The organism is Bradyrhizobium sp. CCBAU 45389, from assembly GCF_028128625.1.
In the GTDB taxonomy this organism is placed as follows: domain Bacteria; phylum Pseudomonadota; class Alphaproteobacteria; order Rhizobiales; family Xanthobacteraceae; genus Bradyrhizobium; species Bradyrhizobium liaoningense_B.
Map to the genome: position 1 here is coordinate 422,228 of NZ_LBIY01000098.1, position 19,811 is coordinate 442,038.

General features: G+C 64.0%; 19 protein-coding genes. 13 read left to right on the forward strand and 6 right to left on the reverse strand.

Annotation, left to right across the window (positions count from 1 at the left end):
* Positions 1 to 81 (reverse strand): pyrroloquinoline quinone precursor peptide PqqA, encoded by an 81-nt coding sequence (gene pqqA, locus XH79_RS38040; protein ID WP_012029362.1) that lies wholly within the window; start codon positions 79 to 81, stop codon positions 1 to 3.
* 161 nt (positions 82 to 242) lie between these two features.
* Positions 243 to 629, reverse strand: a complete 387-nt coding sequence (locus tag XH79_RS38045) for an EF-hand domain-containing protein (protein ID WP_183242356.1) — start codon at positions 627 to 629, stop codon at positions 243 to 245.
* A 341-nt stretch (positions 630 to 970) separates the two neighbouring features.
* Here XH79_RS38045 and XH79_RS38050 point away from each other — a divergent pair, with 341 nt between their 5' ends.
* The 6 genes from XH79_RS38050 to XH79_RS38075 all read left to right on the forward strand — a co-directional run bounded on the left by XH79_RS38050 (position 971) and on the right by XH79_RS38075 (position 6,775).
* Positions 971 to 2,635 carry a methanol/ethanol family PQQ-dependent dehydrogenase gene (locus XH79_RS38050; RefSeq protein WP_212338012.1) on the forward strand — a complete coding sequence of 555 codons (1,665 nt, stop codon included), beginning with the start codon at positions 971 to 973 and terminating at the stop codon, positions 2,633 to 2,635.
* Positions 2,636 to 2,645: 10 nt separating this feature from the next.
* Entirely contained in the window at positions 2,646 to 3,002 is a 357-nt protein-coding gene (locus XH79_RS38055) for a c-type cytochrome (RefSeq protein WP_271585186.1), read from the forward strand.
* Positions 2,999 to 3,922 carry a substrate-binding periplasmic protein gene (locus XH79_RS38060; protein WP_271585011.1) on the forward strand — a complete coding sequence of 308 codons (924 nt, stop codon included), beginning with the start codon at positions 2,999 to 3,001 and terminating at the stop codon, positions 3,920 to 3,922. Before XH79_RS38055 ends, XH79_RS38060 begins: the two co-directional genes overlap by 4 nt.
* Positions 3,923 to 4,089: 167 nt before the next feature.
* A complete protein-coding gene (locus tag XH79_RS38065) occupies positions 4,090 to 5,103 on the forward strand; it encodes an FUSC family protein (protein WP_212338007.1) in 1,014 nt (337 codons plus the stop codon).
* Positions 5,104 to 5,214: 111 nt separating this feature from the next.
* Positions 5,215 to 6,204, forward strand: coding sequence for a Bug family tripartite tricarboxylate transporter substrate binding protein (locus tag XH79_RS38070; protein WP_271585012.1), 990 nt, complete (start codon positions 5,215 to 5,217; stop codon positions 6,202 to 6,204).
* Between the two features lie 145 nt (positions 6,205 to 6,349).
* On the forward strand, positions 6,350 to 6,775 hold the full coding sequence (locus XH79_RS38075) for a hypothetical protein (RefSeq protein WP_212338005.1): 426 nt from the start codon (positions 6,350 to 6,352) through the stop codon (positions 6,773 to 6,775).
* Positions 6,776 to 6,814: 39 nt separating this feature from the next.
* Here the strand turns inward: XH79_RS38075 and XH79_RS38080 are convergent, their stop codons facing one another.
* Positions 6,815 to 7,783 (reverse strand): helix-turn-helix domain-containing protein, encoded by a 969-nt coding sequence (locus tag XH79_RS38080; RefSeq protein ID WP_212338004.1) that lies wholly within the window; start codon positions 7,781 to 7,783, stop codon positions 6,815 to 6,817.
* A gap of 512 nt (positions 7,784 to 8,295) precedes the next feature.
* Between XH79_RS38080 and xoxF5 the strand changes: the two genes are divergently transcribed.
* The 7 genes from xoxF5 to XH79_RS38115 all read left to right on the forward strand — a co-directional run bounded on the left by xoxF5 (position 8,296) and on the right by XH79_RS38115 (position 16,200).
* Positions 8,296 to 10,104 carry a lanthanide-dependent methanol dehydrogenase XoxF5 gene (xoxF5, locus tag XH79_RS38085; protein ID WP_271585013.1) on the forward strand — a complete coding sequence of 603 codons (1,809 nt, stop codon included), beginning with the start codon at positions 8,296 to 8,298 and terminating at the stop codon, positions 10,102 to 10,104.
* Between the two features lie 110 nt (positions 10,105 to 10,214).
* Positions 10,215 to 10,706: a c-type cytochrome, methanol metabolism-related gene (locus tag XH79_RS38090; RefSeq protein ID WP_212338269.1), complete on the forward strand. Its 492-nt coding sequence runs from the start codon at positions 10,215 to 10,217 to the stop codon at positions 10,704 to 10,706.
* Between the two features lie 60 nt (positions 10,707 to 10,766).
* Positions 10,767 to 11,876 carry an S-(hydroxymethyl)glutathione dehydrogenase/class III alcohol dehydrogenase gene (locus tag XH79_RS38095; protein WP_212338000.1) on the forward strand — a complete coding sequence of 370 codons (1,110 nt, stop codon included), beginning with the start codon at positions 10,767 to 10,769 and terminating at the stop codon, positions 11,874 to 11,876.
* A 32-nt stretch (positions 11,877 to 11,908) separates the two neighbouring features.
* Positions 11,909 to 12,472 carry an S-(hydroxymethyl)glutathione synthase gene (gfa, locus tag XH79_RS38100; protein WP_212337999.1) on the forward strand — a complete coding sequence of 188 codons (564 nt, stop codon included), beginning with the start codon at positions 11,909 to 11,911 and terminating at the stop codon, positions 12,470 to 12,472.
* A gap of 646 nt (positions 12,473 to 13,118) precedes the next feature.
* Positions 13,119 to 13,571 (forward strand): (2Fe-2S)-binding protein, encoded by a 453-nt coding sequence (locus XH79_RS38105; RefSeq protein WP_211405832.1) that lies wholly within the window; start codon positions 13,119 to 13,121, stop codon positions 13,569 to 13,571.
* Between the two features lies 1 nt (position 13,572).
* Positions 13,573 to 15,885, forward strand: a complete 2,313-nt coding sequence (locus XH79_RS38110) for a xanthine dehydrogenase family protein molybdopterin-binding subunit (protein WP_271585014.1) — start codon at positions 13,573 to 13,575, stop codon at positions 15,883 to 15,885.
* Positions 15,886 to 15,942: 57 nt separating this feature from the next.
* Positions 15,943 to 16,200, forward strand: coding sequence for a hypothetical protein (locus tag XH79_RS38115; RefSeq protein ID WP_212337996.1), 258 nt, complete (start codon positions 15,943 to 15,945; stop codon positions 16,198 to 16,200).
* Between the two features lie 322 nt (positions 16,201 to 16,522).
* Here XH79_RS38115 and XH79_RS38120 read toward each other — a convergent pair whose 3' ends face one another.
* From XH79_RS38120 to XH79_RS38130, 3 genes are all read right to left on the reverse strand, one after another.
* Positions 16,523 to 18,250 (reverse strand): methanol/ethanol family PQQ-dependent dehydrogenase, encoded by a 1,728-nt coding sequence (locus XH79_RS38120; RefSeq protein WP_212337994.1) that lies wholly within the window; start codon positions 18,248 to 18,250, stop codon positions 16,523 to 16,525.
* A gap of 114 nt (positions 18,251 to 18,364) precedes the next feature.
* Positions 18,365 to 19,018, reverse strand: coding sequence for a QcrA and Rieske domain-containing protein (locus XH79_RS38125; RefSeq protein ID WP_271585015.1), 654 nt, complete (start codon positions 19,016 to 19,018; stop codon positions 18,365 to 18,367).
* A 244-nt stretch (positions 19,019 to 19,262) separates the two neighbouring features.
* On the reverse strand, positions 19,263 to 19,727 hold the full coding sequence (locus XH79_RS38130; RefSeq protein WP_212337990.1) for a group III truncated hemoglobin: 465 nt from the start codon (positions 19,725 to 19,727) through the stop codon (positions 19,263 to 19,265).
* Positions 19,728 to 19,811 lie beyond the last annotated feature (84 nt).

The window sequence follows — 19,811 nt, forward strand, 5'->3', positions numbered from 1 at the left end:
TTACTTGCGCGCAGCGCAGGCGTACATGTTGATTTCCATGCCGACCGGCACTTCCACGATCTTCGGAGCTTTCCAAGCCATTCGGGGTCTCCCAAGGTATTGAGCGCGACATCGCGCGGGGCAAAACCTAGGGCTGCATCAAGCACAGCGCAAGCTGGAATCGATCCGCAGATACAGCGAACTGTCGCATATTGCTTGCGAATTTCGCTCTCGTGCAAATCGCCTTCGCTCCCAGTCAAGCGTCAACGCAGCAAGCGCAGCAGCGCGCGGCCGGCGCGCGAGTTGAGCTCCTTTGCATCCAGCGTTCCGTCCTTGTCGGGATTGGCCGCATTGAAGCGCTGCTCCACCACGGACAGATATTCGTCGAGCGTGAGAGTCCCGTCGCGATCGGGATCGGCGGCGGCGAGCTCCTTCGCCGTCAGCCGTCCGCGCAACTCGCGCGCGTCCAGCGTGCCGTCATGATCGGGATCGAGTTTTGCGAACAGCGCGCTCGCGGCCTTCTTCACCTCGGCGAGGTCGAGCGTGCCGTCATTGTCGGTATCGAACATCTTGACGGCGGATGCCGACCAGGCCGGACCGGACAGAACTGCAAGCGTGAGCGCAAGTGCAACAGAGCGACGCGATAGCATCATGACCTCCCAGACCAAGAGCCCCGATTCGAACGGGATGAAAGCAACATAAGTCCGCAAGGCGAGCCCCGGTTCAAGCGAAATTGCAACCTGCGCGCCGCACAATCCGAGGAACCAGATTGCCGCGCCCCCCGCGCTTTTGTCCGGTACTGCGCCATGCCGCGGAATTTTTTCAGCGCCTGCGCACAAGTGAGAGCCGGCTGTCAGGTTTCTGTCAGGTGACCGTCGTCTGGCATCCAACATATCGGCAGCGCGCATTCGACTTTCGTATTGACGCGTTTTGCATTCGGGCGGAGTGTTGCCGTCGCAGCGTCAAAAGGCGCGCATATTGGGAGGAACGGATGAAACGCTTTGCGATGGCCGCGAGCCTCGTCATGCTTGCATCGACTTGTGCGTACGCACAGACCACCGAGCAGCTGGTCAAGGGCGCGACCGATACATCGAACGTTCTCAATTACGGGATGGGCTACAATCTGCAGCGCTTCTCGACCCTGAACCAGATCAACAAGGACACCGTCAAGAACCTCGTCCCGGTCTGGAACTACTCCTTCAACGACGATCGCAGCGAGGAATCGCAGCCGCTGGTGTACCAGGGCGTAATCTACGTGACCTCGCACAACGCGACCATGGCGGTCGATGCCAAGACCGGCAAGCAGATCTGGAAATCCAAGGTCGAGTACCCCGCCGAGACGCCGCGCATCGTCTGCTGCGGCATCATCAACCGCGGCGCGGCGCTCTATGACGGCAAGGTGTTCCGCACCACGCTCGATGCCAACGTCATCGCGCTCGACGCCAAGGACGGCAAGGAGCTGTGGCGGCAGAAGGCGGCCGACATCAAGGAAGGCTATTCGATGACGGTGGCCCCGCTGGTCGCCGACGGTGTCGTCATCACCGGCATCTCCGGCGCCGAGTTCGGCACCCGCGGCTTCATCGACGGCTGGGATCCGGCGACGGGCAAGCATCTGTGGCGCACCCATTCGATCCCCTCGCCGGATGAGCCAGGCGGTGACACCTGGAAGGGCGACACCTGGAAGCTCGGCGGTGGCTCGACCTGGATCACCGGGTCCTACGATCCCGAGCTGAACACGGTCTACTGGGGCATCGGCAATCCCGGCCCGTTCAATTCGGCGGTGCGTCCCGGCGACAATCTCTACACCTGCTCCGTGCTGGCGATGGATCCCAAGACCGGCAAGATCAAGTGGCACTACCAGTTCTCGCCGAACAATCCGTTCGACTATGACTCGGTGGCCGAGATGGTGCTCGCCGACATGAATGTCGAGGGCAAGCCGACCAAGGTGCTGATGGATGCCAACCGCAACGGCTTCTTCTACGTGCTCGACCGCACCAATGGAAAGCTGCTCGCGGCCAACCCTTACGTGAAGGTCAACTGGGCGACCGGCATCGACATGAAGACGGGCCGTCCGATCGAGACCGACGTCAGCAAGGACGCGCGCGAGGGCAAGAAGGTGACGGTCTATCCGTCGATCCTCGGCGGCAAGAACTGGGAGCCGATGTCGTTCAACCCGCAGACCGGCCTCGCCTACGCCAACACCCTCGCCTTCGGCGGCAGGTACAAGACCGAGCCCGTCACCTTCAAGCAGGGTGAATGGTATCTCGGCATGGACCTCACTGACCTCTGGGAATGGGGTGACGGACCGCGCGGTCATCTGAAGGCGATCGATCCCATGACCGGCAAGGCCAAGTGGGAAGCCCCCGCCGACATCCCGCGCTTCTCGGGCGTGCTGTCGACCGCGGGCGGCGTCGTGTTCACGGGCGCGCTGACCGGCGAATTCGAGGCCTTCGACGCCGACACCGGCAAGAAGCTCTGGCAGTTCCAGACCGGCTCGGGCATCGAGGGACAACCGGTGACCTGGCAGCAGGACGGCGTGCAATATGTCGCCGTCACGTCTGGCTACGGCGGCGTCTACTCGCTGTTCTCCGGCGACGAGCGACTTGCCAAGGTGCCGCCCGGCGGCTCGCTGTGGGTTTTTGCGGTCAAGCAGTAACCACGGCATGATGCTGAAAGACGTAGCTCAGAAGACGGTGGCGACGATCGCCACCGTCGCGGTGCTGACGGCCGCGCTTGCGGCGACCGTTCGCGCCGCGGATGACGCAACCGGCAATCCCCTGCAGGCGCAGATCGACCACGGCAAGTCGACCTATGCTTCGAAATGCTCGCACTGCCACGGCCCCAACATGATGAACTCCGGCACCATCACGCCGGATCTGCGCGTCTTTCCCGACGACAAGACGCGCTTCGTCACCACCGTGAAGAACGGCAAGAACAACAAGATGCCGCCCTGGGGCGATATCCTCAGCGACGACGAGATCGGCGATCTCTGGGCCTTCGTCTCGAGCCGGAGGAAGCCATGAGGGGCCGGCAGGTGCTCGGTCTTGCCGCGTTGCTTGCGGCGCTGGCGGCGCCCGCGCACGCGACCGATCCCTTGAGCATCTGTCTCGACGAGGACCGGCCGCCGCTTTCGGTGCATCACAAGGGCAAGTCCGACGCCGGCTTCGACGTGCTGCTGGCGCAGGCAGTCGCGGAACGGATGGGGCGGCCGCTTAAGATCCAGTGGTTCGAAAGCAAGCTGGACGAGGATTCGAGCCCGCAGCTGGAGGCCAATGCACTGCTCTCCGACGGGCGCTGCGCCCTGGTCGGCGGCTACGCGCTGACGACGGATTCCCTCGTCAAGCCCGGCATGAAGACGGCGCGCCTGCCGGACTTCGCTGGGGCCACGCGCGACGACCGGCGCCGTCGCGTCGCACTCGGCGTGCTCGCGCCAAGCCGGCCTTACGTCTATTCGCCCATGACAGTGGTGCTCGGGCCGAAGGCGCAGGGGCGCAAGATCGCCGACATCGGCGATCTTGCCGGCCTCCGCCTTGTGATCGAGAGCGGTTCGCTCGGCGATGCCATCCTGATGACCTTCGACAAGGGACGCCTGATCGACAGCATCACGCATCTCGTCCCCGGTCGCGACGACCTCCTCGGCGCGCTCAACCGCGGCGACCATGACGCAACGCTGATCGACCTTGCCCGCCTCGACGCCTACCGCGCCGCCCATCCTGATACGGCGATCAGCGCGTCCGGCTACTACTATCCGATCGGCGCCAATCGCGGCTATGTCGGGCTCGCCAGCGACCCCGCACTGATCGAAGCGGTGAACAAGGCGCTGACGGAGCTCGCCGCGGAAGGAAAGACCGCAGAGCTCGGCAAGCAGGCCGGCCTGACCTATCTGCCGCCGCGCGAGCCGGCGATCCTCGGCGATGTCTGGATGAAGATCATTCAGCGGTGAAGCTCCGTCATTCCGGGGGCGAGCCCGGAATCCATTCCTCCACAGCGCATGCGGCACGATGGATTCCGGGCCTGCGTGCGGCGCACGCATCCCGGAATGACGGAGGATGTGGCTAGCAGCGTCTCAGTTCGTATAATGCAGCATTTATTCGGCCATTTGGTGAAGTCGTGAGTCCTGCCGCCACCAACCTGCGCGACGTCCTCTCCCGCGAAATCAAAACCGCCGAGCTGATGCGCGCGTTGATCGTCGTCGGCCCGATGGTGGCGGCCTATTTCATCGCGCGCGAGACGGCACTGCTCAATCTCGCCCTGGTCGCGGTCTCGCTGCTCATTCCCGCGCTCAGGCTGCACCTGCCGCCCAAGGTGATCGCGTGGCACTATCTTGCCATCCTCGTCACCTTTTCCGCGCTCGTTCTCGCCGCTCCGATCAAGCCGCTGTTCGCGATGCTGACGGCGCTGGCCGGCTTCCTGGCGGTCGCGGTGACGCGCTATGGCGAGCACTTCCGCACGCTCGGCAATTGGGTGTTCATCCCCGCCGTCTATCTCGCCTGCGAGGTGCGGGAGGGCGTCAGTCCGTCCGAAGCGCTGCGGCATGCAGGCGTGATCATCGCCTCCTCTCCGATCGCGCTGGCGCTGGTCTGCGCCATCCAGATCTACGACCGGCGGCCACGTGGCGACGCCGCTTCAGCATCGTTCGGATTGCCTGCCGCTGAATGGTTTCTGCCCGCGCTCGCAACCGCCATGGCGGTGTTCGCATCAGCCGCGCTGGTCGAGATGCTCGACCTCGCGCAGGGACAATGGGTGATGTGGTCGGCCGCAAGCGTCGTGGTCGGCGATCTCGCCGCCTCCACCGGCAAGCTGAAGCAGCGCGCGACCGGCGCGCTGGTCGGCGTACCGCTCGGCTTCCTTACCGGAATCCTGCTGCCACAGAGCCGGGTCGGTTACGCGCTCGCGGTGCTCGCGGCCACCCTGACGCTGATCTCGTTCTCCCGCTATATCGTCGGCTTCGGCCTGCGCTGCTTCTTCATCGCGCTCGCCGCCTCCTTTGCCGGCGGCGCCAGCGGCATCGCCGAGGAGCGCATCATCAACGTGCTGATCGGCGGCACGTTCGGCCTGATTGCGGTGGCCCTGACCGAGATCGTCTGGCTACGAGTCGCGCGAAAGGTGCGATCGTCCGGGTGACGCCGGAATGGGCACTGCGCCGCCCGGCCGAATGCGCCAATCTGTCTCGCCCACCGCCCATGCCGGCGCCAGCCTGATGCAGTACCCTCGGCAAAAAACGGGGAGAGAATCATGTCCGCCAAACTCGATCGCCGCCACTTCGTCGCCGCCGGGACCGCCGCACTCGCGATGCCTTTCGTCTCGCGCAGCGCCTCGGCGCAAAGCGCTTGGCCGTCGCGACAGATCCGCATGATCTGCAGCTACCCCGCCGGCGGACAGACCGACCTGCTCGCGCGCGCCTACGGCGAGTTCATCTCCAAGCAGGTCGGCAAGACGGTCGTTGTCGAGAACAAGCCCGGTGCCTCCGGCGCGATCGGCACGGCCGAAGTCGCCCGCGCGGAGCCCGACGGCCACACCATCCTGTGCTCGATCTCGACCACCTACATCATGAACCGGGTGGTGATGAAGAATCCGGGCTACGACATGGACAAGGACCTGACGCTCGTCAGCGTCATTCCCGGCGCCGGCCTGCTGCTGGTCGCGAACCCCAAGACGGGCGTCAAGACGCTGGAAGATTTCGTCGCCTTTGCGCGCAAGAGCGGCAAGGTGAATTTCGGCACCTACAGCGCGGGCTCGGCCCCGCACATGACGATCAACGAGATCAACAAGCAGTATGGCCTCAACATCGAGCCGGTGCACTATCGCGGCGAGGCGCCGATGTGGACGGGCATGCTGGAGGGCACGCTCGACGCCGCCATGGGCAGCTACACGGCCGCGCAGTCGGTCCTGCAAAGCGACCGCGGCACCGTGTTCGCGGTGCATTCGAAGAAGGTGGACGCGATCCCGAATGTGAAGACCCTGCCCGAACAGGGCGCGACGTCGAAGTTCTTCACCGTGAGCGGCTTCTCGGGCTGGGCCGTGCCGAAGGCGACGCCGCAGCCGGTGGTCGACCGCCTCGCCGAGCTCTGCGTCGCCGCCAACAGCGATCCAAAGGTGAAGGAGGTTCTCGCGACCTTCGTGCTCGAACCCGCGATCGGATTCAAGGAAAGCAATGCGCTGTACCAGCGCGAGCTGCCGATCTGGATCGAGAGCGCACAGTCGCTCGGCCTCGAGCCGGCCTGAATCTGGCACCGTCTCCGCCTGGCGCGCCGGTTGCTCCCTTCCCGGCCCGCCCTCCGACCAAAGCCTAGTGTCGGGAACGCATTTTCCCGCTATGATTGTACGCCGCCGGAAGCCTCGCAAGGGCGGTCAAAAAGGGGCCGATCGCATGACACCGGATGCAGTCGCCGTCGCCGTTATGGTCATCCTGCTCTTTCCGATGGGCTATTTCACACTGGCATCGCCCGCCTTCCTGCTGGTGAAGCTCGATATCCAGCCCGTCGCCCAGTTGCTGCGCGGAATGTTCAATGCCCATTTCCTGGTGATGCGCGTTGCTGCCATCGTCGGAACGGTGGTTCTCCTCCTCGACGGCCGCCTGCTCGCCGCGATGGGCGTCGGCATCATCGCAGCCCTGGCGATCTGGGGACGCCCCTGGTTCATGCAACGGATGGACGACCAGCTCAGCGCGCGGGACGCCGGCGATGCCGAGGCGCCGCGTCGGTTGCGCCGGCTGCATTGGAGCGGGATGCTGGGCAATGCGGCGCTGCTCGTCGCTCTCGTGGCCGGCATTCCCTATATCGCGACGACGGCGTAAGCGTCGGCCACCGCGCCGGAAGTTTTCTCCGGCGTAAGCCTAATGCTCGCCCGAGCTCGCGGCGCCCTGCTGCGCCTTGTGGATCGAGGACGGCACCACGCCGAAATATTTCCGGAACACGCGGCTGAAATGCGACGAGCTGGAGAAGCCCCAGGAGAACGCGACGTCGGTGATGGTCTTGCCGGCGTGCGCCTCGAGCTCCTGGCGGCAGTTCTGCAAGCGCGCCTGCCAGATGTAGTCGCTCACCGTGGTGCCGCGCTCGGAGAACAGCATATGCAGATAGCGCTTGGAGCAGCCGAGCTCGGCGGAGATCTGGTCGATGCACAGATCGGGATCGCGCAAGTGCTCGCGGATGAAGAACTGGGCGCGCACATACATCGCTTCGGGCCCGACCCGGTCGAACATCGTATCGGCTTCGCGGAGCGGCAACAGCAACAGGTCGATCAGGGAATCGGCGACGCCGACCGCGCTGTTCGCCGACAGTTTTGCCGCCTCGTCGAAGGTCGCATGGACGAAATCGTGGGCGATCCGCCCCGTCCCCGTCTTCGCCGACAATTTGCACGCAGGCATCCGCTGCGATGGGAAGCCGCGATCGCGCAGTAGCGCCTTCGGCACGATCACCACGTCGTGACGCGTGAAGGCGGGGCTGATGATCGAATGCGGGCAGGAGACGTCATAGGCGATGATATCGCCCGGGTTGATCTCGATGTGGCGGCCTTCCTGCTCGAAATAGGACACGCCGTAGGTCTGGAAGTGAATCTTGATGTACGGGTGTTCATTGGCCTTGGCTCGCGCCAGCGTATGCGCGATGCGATGCTGGCTGACCTCGATCTGGCAGAGCTTCAGGCGCGAGACCGTGGTGTAGTCGATGCGACCTTCGAGCGAGGACGCCTCCAGCGGATCGACGTCGAAATACCCGCACAGGCTCGTCAGCCCGTCGATCCAGCTCTGGATCTGCCGCTTCGGCGTCATTCCGGTCGTCGAAAGCGTGTGAATTGTGTCGGACATTAATCCAGCCACTGGTTTGATCCGGAGATTCGACGCGAATCGCGACCAGCGCTGCCGGAGCCCTCAGCCGTGATTGCGTGACGTTTACCTCGAATTTGAGCGGTCTTTTGCAACGAGCGCCATCGTTCCATTGCCACTCTTGAAGCTTAATCCTCCGCCTTAGTTGCACCGCCGTCAAGGGGAACCTGAGCGTAGAAGGCGGCTCAAAAGGCTTACCGAAGCCGCTGAATTCGCTACTGCAAAATCAAAATCTTCGCCTCCGTGCGCTGTCAAGCAAACCGCCTTCTCTCTTGGGCAAGTTTCCCGTTGGCGAAGTGGCTAGGGATTGCGGCAGGAACAACAAGAACGGGCCGCTCCTGCACGTGGACCCGTGGCTCTCATCAGGAGGAGGAAACAGCACAGCATCGTTTCTGGTCCCCGTGACCGCCCTGCACGAGCAGACGCCGGACGAGAAGCCCGGTGATTGAGCAATGCTTCGGAAACAATAAACGAGACCAACGGAGGAAATGACTATGCGCAAGGTGCTACTGGCGACCTATCTTGGCTCCGCGGCGGTTCTCGCCGTCGGCAGCGCATCAGCCAATGATGAGCTGATCAAGATGTCGCAGAACCCGAAAGACTGGGTGATGCCGGCGGGCGACTACGCCAATACCCGCTATTCCAAGCTGAACCAGATCAACGCACAAAACGTGGGCAAGCTCCAGGTCGCCTGGACCTTCTCGACCGGCGTGCTGCGTGGCCATGAAGGCGGCCCGCTGATCATCGGCAACGTCATGTACGTACACACGCCGTTCCCGAACAAGGTCTACGCTATTGACCTTTCAAACGAGAACAAGATCATCTGGAAATACGAGCCCAAGCAGGACCCGAACGTCATCCCGGTGATGTGCTGCGACACGGTGAATCGCGGCCTGGCCTATGGCGACGGCAAGATCATCCTGCATCAGGCCGACACCAATCTCGTCGCGCTCGATGCCAAGACAGGCCAGGTGGCCTGGAGCTCGACCAACGGCAACCCTGCGAAGGGTGAGACCGGCACCTCGGCGGCGCTCGTCGTCAAGGACAAGGTCCTGGTCGGCATCTCCGGCGGCGAGTTCGGCGTGCAGTGCCACGTCACCGCCTACGACCTCAAGTCCGGCAAGCAGGTCTGGCGCGCCTTCTCCGAAGGTCCGGATGACCAGATCAAGTTCGATCCGGCCAAGACGACGGCGCTCGGCAAGCCGGTCGGGGCCGACTCCTCGCTGAAGACCTGGCAAGGCGATCAGTGGAAGATCGGCGGCGGCTGCACCTGGGGCTGGATGTCCTACGATCCCGCTCTGAACCTCGTCTATTACGGCTCGGGCAACCCCTCGACCTGGAATCCGAAGCAGCGTCCGGGCGACAACAAATGGTCGATGACCATTTTCGCGCGCGACGCGGACACCGGCATGGCCAAGTGGGTCTATCAGATGACGCCCCACGACGAATGGGACTATGACGGCGTCAACGAAATGATCCTCTCGGATCAGCAGATCAACGGCCAGGCGCGCAAGCTCCTGACCCATTTCGACCGCAACGGTCTCGCCTACACCATGGACCGCGAGAACGGCGAGCTGCTGGTCGCCGAAAAGTACGATCCGAAGGTGAACTGGACCTCCGGCGTCGACATGGACAAGAACTCGCCGACCTATGGCCGTCCGAAGGTGCTCGACGCAGCTTCGACCGACAAGGCCGGTGAAGACCACAACGTGAAGGGCATCTGCCCGGCCGCGCTCGGCACCAAGGACGAGCAGCCGGCAGCCTACTCGCCGGACACGCAGCTGTTCTACGTTCCGACCAACCACGTCTGCATGGACTACGAGCCGTTCAAGGTGAGCTACACCGCGGGCCAGCCCTATGTGGGTGCGACGCTCTCGATGTATCCGCCGCAGGGTGAAAGCCATATGGGCAATTTCATCGCCTGGGACGGCAAGACCGGCAAGATCGTCTGGTCGAACAAGGAGCAGTTCTCGGTCTGGTCGGGTGCGCTCGCAACCGCCGGCGGCGTGGTGTTCTACGGCACGCTCGAAGGCTACCTGAAGGCGGTCGACGCCAAGTCCGGCAAGGAGCTCTACAAGTTCAAGACTCCCTCCGGCATCATCGGCAACGTCACGACCTATGAGAACGGCGGCAAGCAGTATGTCGCAGTGCTCTCCGGCGTCGGTGGCTGGGCCGGCATTGGTCTGGCCGCAGGCCTGACCGATCCGACCGCCGGTCTCGGCGCAGTCGGCGGCTACGCGGCCCTCAGCAACTACACGGCGCTCGGCGGTACGCTGACCGTGTTCTCGCTGCCGGCCAACTAGGCCTCTCAGCATCGCTCCGGCGCGTGGATCGCTCCACGCGCCGGTTCGTCTCCACCGAACGCCTTCCGAGGAAAAATCTCTTGCGTAAAATCTGCTCTGTCATTGCTGCGATGATCTTCGTTGGGTCGGGAGGAATTGCGATCGCGGACGGTCCGGGCGACCCGGCCGCCGTGAAGAAAGAAGACGACGGGAAATGGCTCGATAAGGAAGGAAACCCGACCTACAAGATTTCGGCCGACGGCACCGTGGACTGGTTCACCTATTCCGGCTACCGCCGCTATCACTCCGACTGCCACGTCTGCCATGGCCCCGACGGCATGGGATCCACCTACGCACCGTCGCTGAAGGACTCCGTCAAGACCATGAGCTACGGCGACTTCCTCGGCGTGGTCGCCTCCGGCCGCAAGAACATCTCGACCGCGCAGGAAAACGTCATGCCGGCCTTCGGCGACAACCCGAACGTCGCCTGCTACATGGACGATCTCTACGTCTATCTGCGCGCGCGCTCCACCGAAGCCTGGGGCCGGCAGCGCCCGGCCAACAAGGAAGCGAAGACAGAGGCCTACACCAAGGCCGAAGACGCCTGCATGGGCAAGAAATGAACGCTACGAGGACTGCCGAGACTACTTCCTGGCGTCTGACGAGAATTTGAGGAGCTACCAATGAAGACACGTGCCGCCGTCGCTTTCGAAGCAAAGAAGCCGCTCGAGATCGTCGAAGTCGACCTGGAAGGGCCCAAGGCCGGCGAGGTCCTGGTCGAGATCAAGGCAACGGGCATCTGCCATACCGACGCCTACACGCTCGACGGCTTCGACAGCGAGGGAATCTTCCCGTCGATCCTGGGCCATGAAGGCGCCGGGATCATCCGCGAGATCGGCCCCGGCGTGACCTCGGTGAAGCCGGGTGACCACGTCATTCCGCTCTACACGCCGGAATGCCGGCAGTGCAAAAGCTGCCTGAGCCAGAAAACCAATCTCTGCACCGCGATTCGCGCGACGCAGGGCAAGGGCGTGATGCCCGACGGCACCAGCCGCTTCTCCTACAAGGGCAAGCCGATCTACCATTACATGGGCTGCTCGACCTTCTCGAACTTCACCGTGCTGCCGGAGATCGCGGTCGCCAAGATTCGCGAGGACGCGCCGTTCGACAAGAGCTGCTACATCGGCTGCGGCGTCACCACCGGTGTCGGCGCCGTCGTCAACACCGCCAAGGTCGAGCCGGGCTCGAACGTCGTCGTGTTCGGCCTCGGCGGCATTGGCCTCAATGTCATCCAGGGCGCCAAGATGGCCGGCGCCGACAAGATCATCGGCGTCGACATCAACGACTCCAAGGAGGATTGGGGCCGCCGGTTCGGCATGACCCACTTCGTCAACCCGAAGAAGGTCACCGGCGACATCGTCCAGCACCTGGTCGGCCTCACCGACGGCGGCGCCGACTACACCTTCGACTGCACCGGCAACACCACCGTGATGCGCCAGGCGCTGGAAGCCTGCCATCGCGGCTGGGGCACCTCCATCATCATCGGCGTCGCCGAAGCCGGCAAGGAGATCGCCACCCGCCCGTTCCAGCTCGTCACCGGGCGCAATTGGCGCGGCACGGCCTTCGGCGGTGCGCGCGGCCGCACCGACGTGCCGAAGATCGTCGACTGGTACATGAACGGAAAGATCCAGATCGATCCGATGATCACCCACGTGCTCAAGCTCGAAGAGATCAACAAGGGCTTTGACCTCATGCACGAGGGCAAATCCATCCGTTCAGTCGTCGTGTTCTAGCCTACAGACATCACACCCAGGAGGATCGACCCATGACTGTTGCACTCCATCCATCGATCGACAACGGCCTCAAGCAGGGTAGCGGCAGCTTTGCCGGCGGCACCCTCGCCTGCAAATGCAGCGACCACCAGGTCAAGGTCGGCATCAAGGGCGACGTCGCCCACAACCACGCCTGCGGCTGCACCAAGTGCTGGAAGCCGCAAGGCGCGACGTTCTCCGTCGTCGCCGTGGTGCCGCGCCAGAATGTCACCGTGCTCGAGAACGGCGACAAGCTCCAGATCGTCGACCCCTCGGCGGTGATCCAGCGCTATGCCTGCAAGGCCTGCGGCACGCACATGTACGGCCGCATCGAGAACAAGAACCATCCGTTCTACGGTCTCGACTTCATCCATCCCGAACTGTTCCAGGAGCAGGGCTCGCAGGCGCCGCAATTCGCCGCCTTCGTCTCCTCGGTGATCGAATCCGGCGTCAAGCCGGAGCAGATGGCCGGCATCCGTTCGCGGCTGAAGGAAATCGGGCTCGAGCCCTATGACTGCCTGTCGCCGGCGCTGATGGACGCGATCGCGACCCACGTGGCCAAAGCCAAGGCCGCCTGAAAGGTGGTTTGAACGGGCCGCCTGAGCCGGCGGCCCACGCTCTCGCCACGCCCGTCCGATCGCTGATTCCCCTCCTCCACTCCCAGCGAACCGGACGGGCCTGGCTCCCGGACCATTGCGGCGAAGCCGCCTCCTCGCCTTCGATGGACTGGCGAGAACCATCGGCTCCCTCAGTCCTGGTCTCTGAATGACTGCGCAGTGCCGCGCGCTTCCGACTAGAGGTCCGCGGTCCCTGCGTTTCTCCCTCCCTCGACTGAGGCATCCTGCTTCGTCCGCGCAGTCTTCCTGGCGGACGAAGCCTTTTTCGCTGCAAGGCGTCGCGCGATGCATGCGGCGTGATTTCGCGCCCTGCTTTTGACAAACCACCGATGCAATCTTTTCCCGGTGAGAACACTCGGCTGTGAACGCCGGGTCGGCGCGATCTCTGCTACGCTCACGCCGTCACGATGCCGCACGAAGTTCAAAACAACGAAGAACAAAACGGGAGGTATCGAGCAAATCCAGACATCGTCATCGGCGTTCCTGCCTCCCTCCGGGATTTGCCCGCGCGGGATGATGGAGGGATGTCGTGCTACGTCGCACAAACCACCGCCGACCCACGTCGGCGGTTTGAATTTGGCATGCTTATGAAGAGCGAGGGACGATCATGATCAAGGTGAAGATCAATGGCCAGGAACAGAGCTGGGACGGCGACCCGGATCTCCCGCTACTCTGGTTCTTGCGCGACGAGGCCGGGTTGACCGGCACCAAGTTCGGCTGCGGCCAGGCCCTGTGCGGCGCCTGCACCGTCATCGTCGACAAGCAAGCCGTGCGCGCCTGCATCACGTCGGTGAACGACGTCGCCGGACGCGAGGTCACGACGATCGAGGGGCTGCACCCGACCGGCGATCACCCGGTTCAAAAGGCCTGGCGCCAGGTCAATGTTCCCCAATGCGGCTTCTGCCAGGCCGGCCAGATCATGCAGGCCGCGGCGCTTCTGATGGACAATCCAAAGCCGTCGCACGACCAGATCCGCGAGTCGATGGCCGGCAACATCTGCCGCTGCGGCTGCTACCAGCGCATCGAGAACGCGGTCCATCTCGCCTCGACGGGAGTGTGACATGAATTACATCGACAATCCCCGCAAGCTTCGCGGCTTCGAAAAGAACATCAGGGTGGAAAAAGTCTCGCGCCGCAGCATCCTGAAGGGGCTCGGCGTCACCGGCGGCTTCGTGCTTGCCGCGCCCGTGATGTCACGCCAGGCGCTCGCCTATGAGACAGGTGCCGAAAAGATGCCGCACGGCGTCGTGGTCGATCCGCGCGTGTTCGTTTCGGTCGCGCCTGACGGCATCGTCACCATCGTCGGGCATCGCTCCGAAATGGGCACCGGCGTGCGCACCAGCCTGCCGCTGATCGTGGCGGAGGAAATGGAGGCCGACTGGTCGAAGGTGAAGGTGCAGCAGGCCCATGGCGACGAGGTCAAGTTCGGCAACCAGGACACCGACGGCTCGCGCAGCACGCGGCACTATCTGATCCCGATGCGCCAGATCGGCGCTTCCGCCCGCACCATGCTGGAGCAGGCCGCGGCCAAGCGCTGGGGCGTTCCGGCGACCGAGGTCAAGGCCGTCAATCACGAGGTCGTCCACAGCGCCAGCGGACGCAAGCTCGGCTTCGGCGAGCTCGCTGCCGACGCCGCCAAGGAATCCGTGCCTGCCATCGAAGGCCTCAAGCTGAAGGACCCGAAGAACTTCCGCTATCTCGGCAAGGGCCAGGTCGGCATCGTCGATCTCCACGACATCACCACCGGAAAGGCGCAATACGGCGCCGACGTGCGTTTGCCCGGCATGAAGTACGCCGTGATCGCGCGGCCGCCGGTGACCGGCGGCAAGCTGGTCAAATTCGAGCCGGACGAGGCGCTGAAAATTCCCGGCGTCGAGAAGGTGATGAAGGTTCAAGGCTGGCCGTGGCCCTCGAAATTCCAGCCACTCGGCGGCGTCGCCGTGATCGCGCGCAACACCGGCGCGGCGATCAAGGGCCGCGACGCGCTGAAGCTGACCTGGGACGACGGTCCCAACGGCAAGTACGAATCGGCCGCCTACCGCAAGGAGCTCGAGGAGGCCTCGCGCAAGCCCGGTCTGGTCCTGCGCCAGGAAGGCGATGCGGACGCCGCCCTGAAGGGCGCCGACAAGGTCATCGTCGGCGAGTACTACATCCCGCATCTGGCCCATGTCAGCATGGAGCCGCCGGTGGCGGTGGCCGACGTCAAGGGCGACAGGGCCGAGATCTGGGCGCCGGTGCAGAGCCCGGGCGGCACGCGCGAGGACGTCGCCAAGACGCTCGGCATTCCGGAAGCGAACGTCACCGTCAACGTGACGCTGCTTGGCGGCGGGTTCGGCCGGAAGTCGAAATGCGACTTTGCGCTCGAGGCCGCGCTGCTGTCGAAGGAGCTCGGTGCGCCGGTGAAGGTGCAGTGGACGCGCGAGGACGACATCCACAACGGCTTCCTGCACACCGTCTCGGTCGAGCGCATCGAGGCCGGTCTCGACAAGAGCGGCAAGGTGATCGCCTGGCGCCACCGTAGCGTGGCCCCCAGCATCGCCTCGACCTTTGCGGCCGGCACGGTGCACCAGGCGCCTTTCGAAATCGGCATGGGCCTCGTCGACATGCCGTTCGAGATCGCCAACATCTCTTGCGAGAATCCGGAAGCCGCGGCGCACACCCGCATCGGCTGGTTCCGCTCGGTCTCGAATATCCCGCGCGCCTTCGCGGTGCAGTCGATGGTCGGCGAGATCGCGCAGGCCACGGGCCGCGACCAGAAGGAGACGCTGCTCGCGCTGGTCGGAAGTCCACGCATCGTCAAGCCGGCGGTGAAGGACCTCTGGAACTACGGCGAGCCCTTCGACAGCTACCCGATCGACACCGCGCGCCTGCGCAAGGTGGTCGAGCTGGTCGCAGAGAAGGGCGAATGGGGACGCCAGGTGCCGAAGGGCCACGGTCTCGGCATCGCCGTGCACCGCAGCTTCGTCAGCTACATCGCAACCATCGTCGAGGTGGCCGTCGATGAGAAAGGCAAGCTGACAGTACCGCGCGTCGACACCGCGATCGACTGCGGCACCTATGTCAACCCCGAGCGCATCGCCTCGCAGATCGAGGGCGCGGCGATCATGGGCCTGAGCATCGCCAAATACGGCGAGATCACGTTTAGGGACGGCAAGGTGCAGCAGAAGAACTTCGACGACTTCCAGGTCGTCAGGATGGACGACTCTCCTGTCGTGACCAACGTCTACATCGTGCCGCCCGGCCCGGACACGCCGCCGAGCGGCGTCGGCGAGCCCGGCGTGCCGCCGTTCGCGCCGGCGCTGATCAACGCCATCTTCGCGGCGACCGGAAAGCGCATCCGGAGCCTGCCGATCGGCAAGCAATTGGAGGCGTAAGGGAACGGAACAGAGGCGGCCTCGCGCCGTTTCCATCGATCTGACAGGAGCAGATCGATGATCAACATCTCCAAGGCGCTCGCAGTCTCGCTGTCGGGCGCCTTTCTTTTGACGGCCGCGGGCGCATTCGCCCAGAGCAACACCACGCCCCCGACCACGGCCACGCGCCCCACCGCGCCGGACCAGAACTCGCTTCCCAACGCCAACGCCCCGCCGGCATCGACGACCCAGACCACTGGGCAGCACAATCCGGATCCCAAGGTTCGGGAGATGAACCAGAAGGAGAAGGACAAGGTGGACCGGCAGGGGAAGTAGTTATCTCGCGCGGCGCATTGATGTGCCCTCTCCCCTTGTTGTGGGAGAGGGCAGCGACGCTGGGAGATGCGCACTTGCTTGGGTGAGGGGTCTCCATCCTCACGAATGATCTTGCGCGTGGAGAGAACCCCTCATTCGGCGCCCATAGCCGAAGCTTCGCTTCGGCGTTCTCTTAAGAACGGCGGCCGAAGGCCGCCTATGCCACCTTCTCCCACAGGAGGGGGAGAAGGAAGGACAGCAACACACAAAATGCGGCGGACGTTGCCGTCCGCCGCATTCGCCACCCCCCTGTTGCTCCGCCTTCGTCGATCCGCCCGCGGAGCTATTTCTTCAGCGCGAACACCCAGACCACGCCGCCCTGCGGCACGTTGGCCTCGATGCCGATGTTGTTGGTCACCAGCGCATCCTGGATGCGCTGCGCGTCCACGCCCCATCCCGACTGGATCGCGATGTACTGGGTGCCGTCGATCTCATAGGACACCGGCATGCCCATGATGCCGGAGTTGGTTTTCTGCTCCCACAACAGCTCGCCGGTCTTGGCGTTGAAGGCACGGAAGTTGCGGTCGTTGGTGCCGCCGGCGAAGATGAGATCGCCCGCGGTTGCCGTGACCGATCCGAATAGCTGCGACTTCGGGAAGTTGTGCTGCCACACCTTCTTGCCGGTGACGGGATCCCAGGCCTGCAGCTCGCCAAAATGATCCGCGCCGGGCTTTGTCTTCAGCCCGATGTCTTCGGGCTTGGTACCGAGCCAGAGCTCACCCGGCTTGAGCGCAACCTTCTCGCCGGTGAAGCCGCCGCAGAAGTTCTCGTTGGCGGGCACGTAGACCAGCTTGGTCCTTTCGCTATAGGCCGCCGACGGCCAATCCTTGCCGCCCCACAGCGATGGGCAGAACTCGACGCGCTTGCCGATGACGGGCTTGTGCGCGGGATCGACGATCGGCTTGCCGGTTTCTGCATCGATGCCTTTCCAGACGTCGGTGGAGACGAACGGCCAGCCGGCCACGTAGTTGATCTTGGTCGGCGTGCGCTCGAGCACCCAGAAGATCGCGTCGCGTCCCGGGTGGACCAGGCTCTTGATGTTGCGGCCATCGCGTTGCAGGTCGATCAGCATCGGCGCCTCGACCTCGTCCCAGTCCCAGGAATCGTTCTGGTGATACTGGTGATAGGTCTTGATCTTGCCGTTGTTCGGATCGAGCGCGAGCACCGACGAGGTGTAGAGATTGTCGCCGGGATGAGTCTCGCCGGGCCAGGGCGCGGCATTGCCGACGCCCCAATAGATCGTCTTGGTGTCCTTGTCGTAATTGCCGGTCATCCAGGCCGAGCCGCCACCGTTCTTCCAGTCGTCGCCCTGCCAGGTGTCGTGACCGGGCTCGCCTTCGCCGGGAATAGTGTAGGTCCGCCACAGCTCCTTGCCCTCCTTGGCGTCGAAGGCGGCGACATAGCCGCGCACGCCGAATTCGCCGCCGGAGCCGCCGACGATGACCTTGCCGTCGACGATCAGCGGCATCAGGGTCATATACTGGCCCTTCTTGTAGTCCTGCACCTTGGTGTCCCACACCACCTTGCCGGTCTTGGCGTCGAGCGCGACGACGTGATCGTCGGTGGTGGCGAGATAGAGCTTGTCCTCCCACAGGCCGACGCCGCGGCTGGTCGGATGCAATTGGAACAGATCGTCGGGAAGCTGCCGCTTGTAGCGCCAGTATTCATCGCCGGTCTTCGCGTTCAGTGCGATCACCTGCCCCATCGGGGTCGCCACGAACATCACGCCGTTGTTGACGATCGGCGGCGCCTCGTGGCCCTCGACGACGCCGGTGGCAAAGGTCCAGACCGGCGTGAGATTCTTCACGTTCGAGGCGTTGATCTGGTCGAGCGGGCTGTAGCCCTGCCCGTCATAAGTGCGCCGGTAGAGCATCCAGTTGCCGGGTTCCGGATTTTCCAGCCGCTGCGCGGTGACCGGAGAATAATTCTCGATCGGGCCGGCAGTTGCGGCTGTCGCGGCAAGACAGGTGAAGGCGACGAAGCCGGACAGGTACCATTGCTTCCTGGTCATGGACGTTCCCCTTTTTCATCCGTTTGAATTCTTGATTTGAATTCTTGTTCGTCCCGTCGTCCGCCCCTCGGCGGATGCGGCCTCTCGTGACGCGGGCATACCCCGCTCCGTCCATCATCCCGGCTGCGCGCCACCTACCTTTCCGACGAAGTTGCCGGCGACGCTGAGCGAGCCGTCAGCGAGCGCGAGCGGCAGCGCTGCGAGCCGCCGCGGCGCCGGCCCGAACACGACCTGCGCGCCCGCGCGAGGATCGTATTCGGAGTTGTGGCACATGCACTTGAACACCTCCTTGTCGCCGACATCGCTCTTCACCCAGGCGGTGACGGGACAGCCGGCATGCGAGCAGATCGCCGAATAAGCGAGGATGCCTTCGACGGCGCGCTCGCGGGTCTTCTCGTCGAGCTCTGCGGGATCGAGGCGGATGATCAGGATCTCGTTGAGCCGGGACGCGCTGCGTACCACCGATGTCTTGGGATCTTTCGGCCAGGCATGCACCGGCGGCCCGCCGGCCGCGAGGTCGGCCAAGGTGACGGGCTTTCCTTCCTGATCGCCTTCGGAGAAGACGAGCAGGTCGCCCTTCTGCGGCCGTTCGTCGGAGCCGGGAGCATCCTCGCCGGCGCGCGCTTGGGTGGAACAGCCGAGGCATGCGCTGGTGGCGAGCGCACCGAGCAGCAGCGTTCGCCGCGTCTGCTCCGTGCCCGCGTCAACTTCAGGTTCCGCAACACCCTCGGAGGGTGAAGATGTGGTGTTGAACAATGCGCGAGCCATGCCCGCTAGCAGGCGCTGGAACTCTGCCGAAAACAAGGCGAAGACTTGGCGCCGCAGTGCATCAATATGGCTTTGCTCGCGTTGATTGAATGAGAGTGAACGCGAACAAGCGTGTTTTCGCGAATTCTACATCGCGTTGCGCGAACAGCATGATGATTTTGCAGATCAGACCGATGCTGTTGGAATTGGTGCAACGCCACGACGCGATGCGGGCTGCACGTTTCTCAGGCAGGCATTTTGTATTTCAAGACCTGAGCACGTGACGCGGCGAAGCGATGCGGCCCGCGACAGTTGCCGACGCCATCTCAAAACTGTCGGCGATGCGACGCGCCTTGTCGATGAAGAGCGCGGCTGCCGGAGGCGGGCACACTTCGCGTGCGGTCTGTTCGAACAGATCGAGCCAGCGGTCGAAATGATCGCCGACCAGGCTCAGCGGCAAATGCGCCCGCATCGGCGAGCCATGATAGCGGCCGCTCATCAGCACGACCGACGACCAAAAATCCCTGAGCTTGGCGAGATGTTCGTCCCAATTCTGAACGATCGCGAACACCGGCCCCAGCAGCGCGTCCTCGCGCACGCGTCCGTAGAAGCGAGTGACGAGTTCCCCGATCATCTCCTCTGTGATCCCGGTGCGCTCGATCGCATCCTGGGTCAGCAAGTTCCGCCGCGCGGCCGCAGCTTCCCGCTCGGCCTTCAGTCGATCCGACATGTCCTTTGCTATCCGTTCCGTTGTTCCCGCGAGGTCGCCCGTCCGACATTGTCGGGTCAATCGCGCGCGGCGTCTTTGTCGCAG

Bases quoted from the DNA above. Each gene is read 5' to 3' on its own strand.
- pqqA (WP_012029362.1), bottom strand. From the start codon at position 81: ATGGCTTGGAAAGCTCCGAAGATCGTGGAAGTGCCGGTCGGCATGGAA.
- XH79_RS38045 (WP_183242356.1), bottom strand. From the start codon at position 629: ATGCTATCGCGTCGCTCTGTTGCACTTGCGCTCACGCTTGCAGTTCTG.
- XH79_RS38050 (WP_212338012.1), top strand. From the start codon at position 971: ATGAAACGCTTTGCGATGGCCGCGAGCCTCGTCATGCTTGCATCGACT.
- XH79_RS38055 (WP_271585186.1), top strand. From the start codon at position 2,646: ATGCTGAAAGACGTAGCTCAGAAGACGGTGGCGACGATCGCCACCGTC.
- XH79_RS38060 (WP_271585011.1), top strand. From the start codon at position 2,999: ATGAGGGGCCGGCAGGTGCTCGGTCTTGCCGCGTTGCTTGCGGCGCTG.
- XH79_RS38070 (WP_271585012.1), top strand. From the start codon at position 5,215: ATGTCCGCCAAACTCGATCGCCGCCACTTCGTCGCCGCCGGGACCGCC.
- XH79_RS38075 (WP_212338005.1), top strand. From the start codon at position 6,350: ATGACACCGGATGCAGTCGCCGTCGCCGTTATGGTCATCCTGCTCTTT.
- XH79_RS38080 (WP_212338004.1), bottom strand. From the start codon at position 7,783: ATGTCCGACACAATTCACACGCTTTCGACGACCGGAATGACGCCGAAG.
- xoxF5 (WP_271585013.1), top strand. From the start codon at position 8,296: ATGCGCAAGGTGCTACTGGCGACCTATCTTGGCTCCGCGGCGGTTCTC.
- XH79_RS38090 (WP_212338269.1), top strand. From the start codon at position 10,215: ATGATCTTCGTTGGGTCGGGAGGAATTGCGATCGCGGACGGTCCGGGC.
- XH79_RS38095 (WP_212338000.1), top strand. From the start codon at position 10,767: ATGAAGACACGTGCCGCCGTCGCTTTCGAAGCAAAGAAGCCGCTCGAG.
- gfa (WP_212337999.1), top strand. From the start codon at position 11,909: ATGACTGTTGCACTCCATCCATCGATCGACAACGGCCTCAAGCAGGGT.
- XH79_RS38105 (WP_211405832.1), top strand. From the start codon at position 13,119: ATGATCAAGGTGAAGATCAATGGCCAGGAACAGAGCTGGGACGGCGAC.
- XH79_RS38110 (WP_271585014.1), top strand. From the start codon at position 13,573: ATGAATTACATCGACAATCCCCGCAAGCTTCGCGGCTTCGAAAAGAAC.
- XH79_RS38115 (WP_212337996.1), top strand. From the start codon at position 15,943: ATGATCAACATCTCCAAGGCGCTCGCAGTCTCGCTGTCGGGCGCCTTT.
- XH79_RS38120 (WP_212337994.1), bottom strand. From the start codon at position 18,250: ATGACCAGGAAGCAATGGTACCTGTCCGGCTTCGTCGCCTTCACCTGT.
- XH79_RS38125 (WP_271585015.1), bottom strand. From the start codon at position 19,018: ATGGCTCGCGCATTGTTCAACACCACATCTTCACCCTCCGAGGGTGTT.
- XH79_RS38130 (WP_212337990.1), bottom strand. From the start codon at position 19,727: ATGTCGGATCGACTGAAGGCCGAGCGGGAAGCTGCGGCCGCGCGGCGG.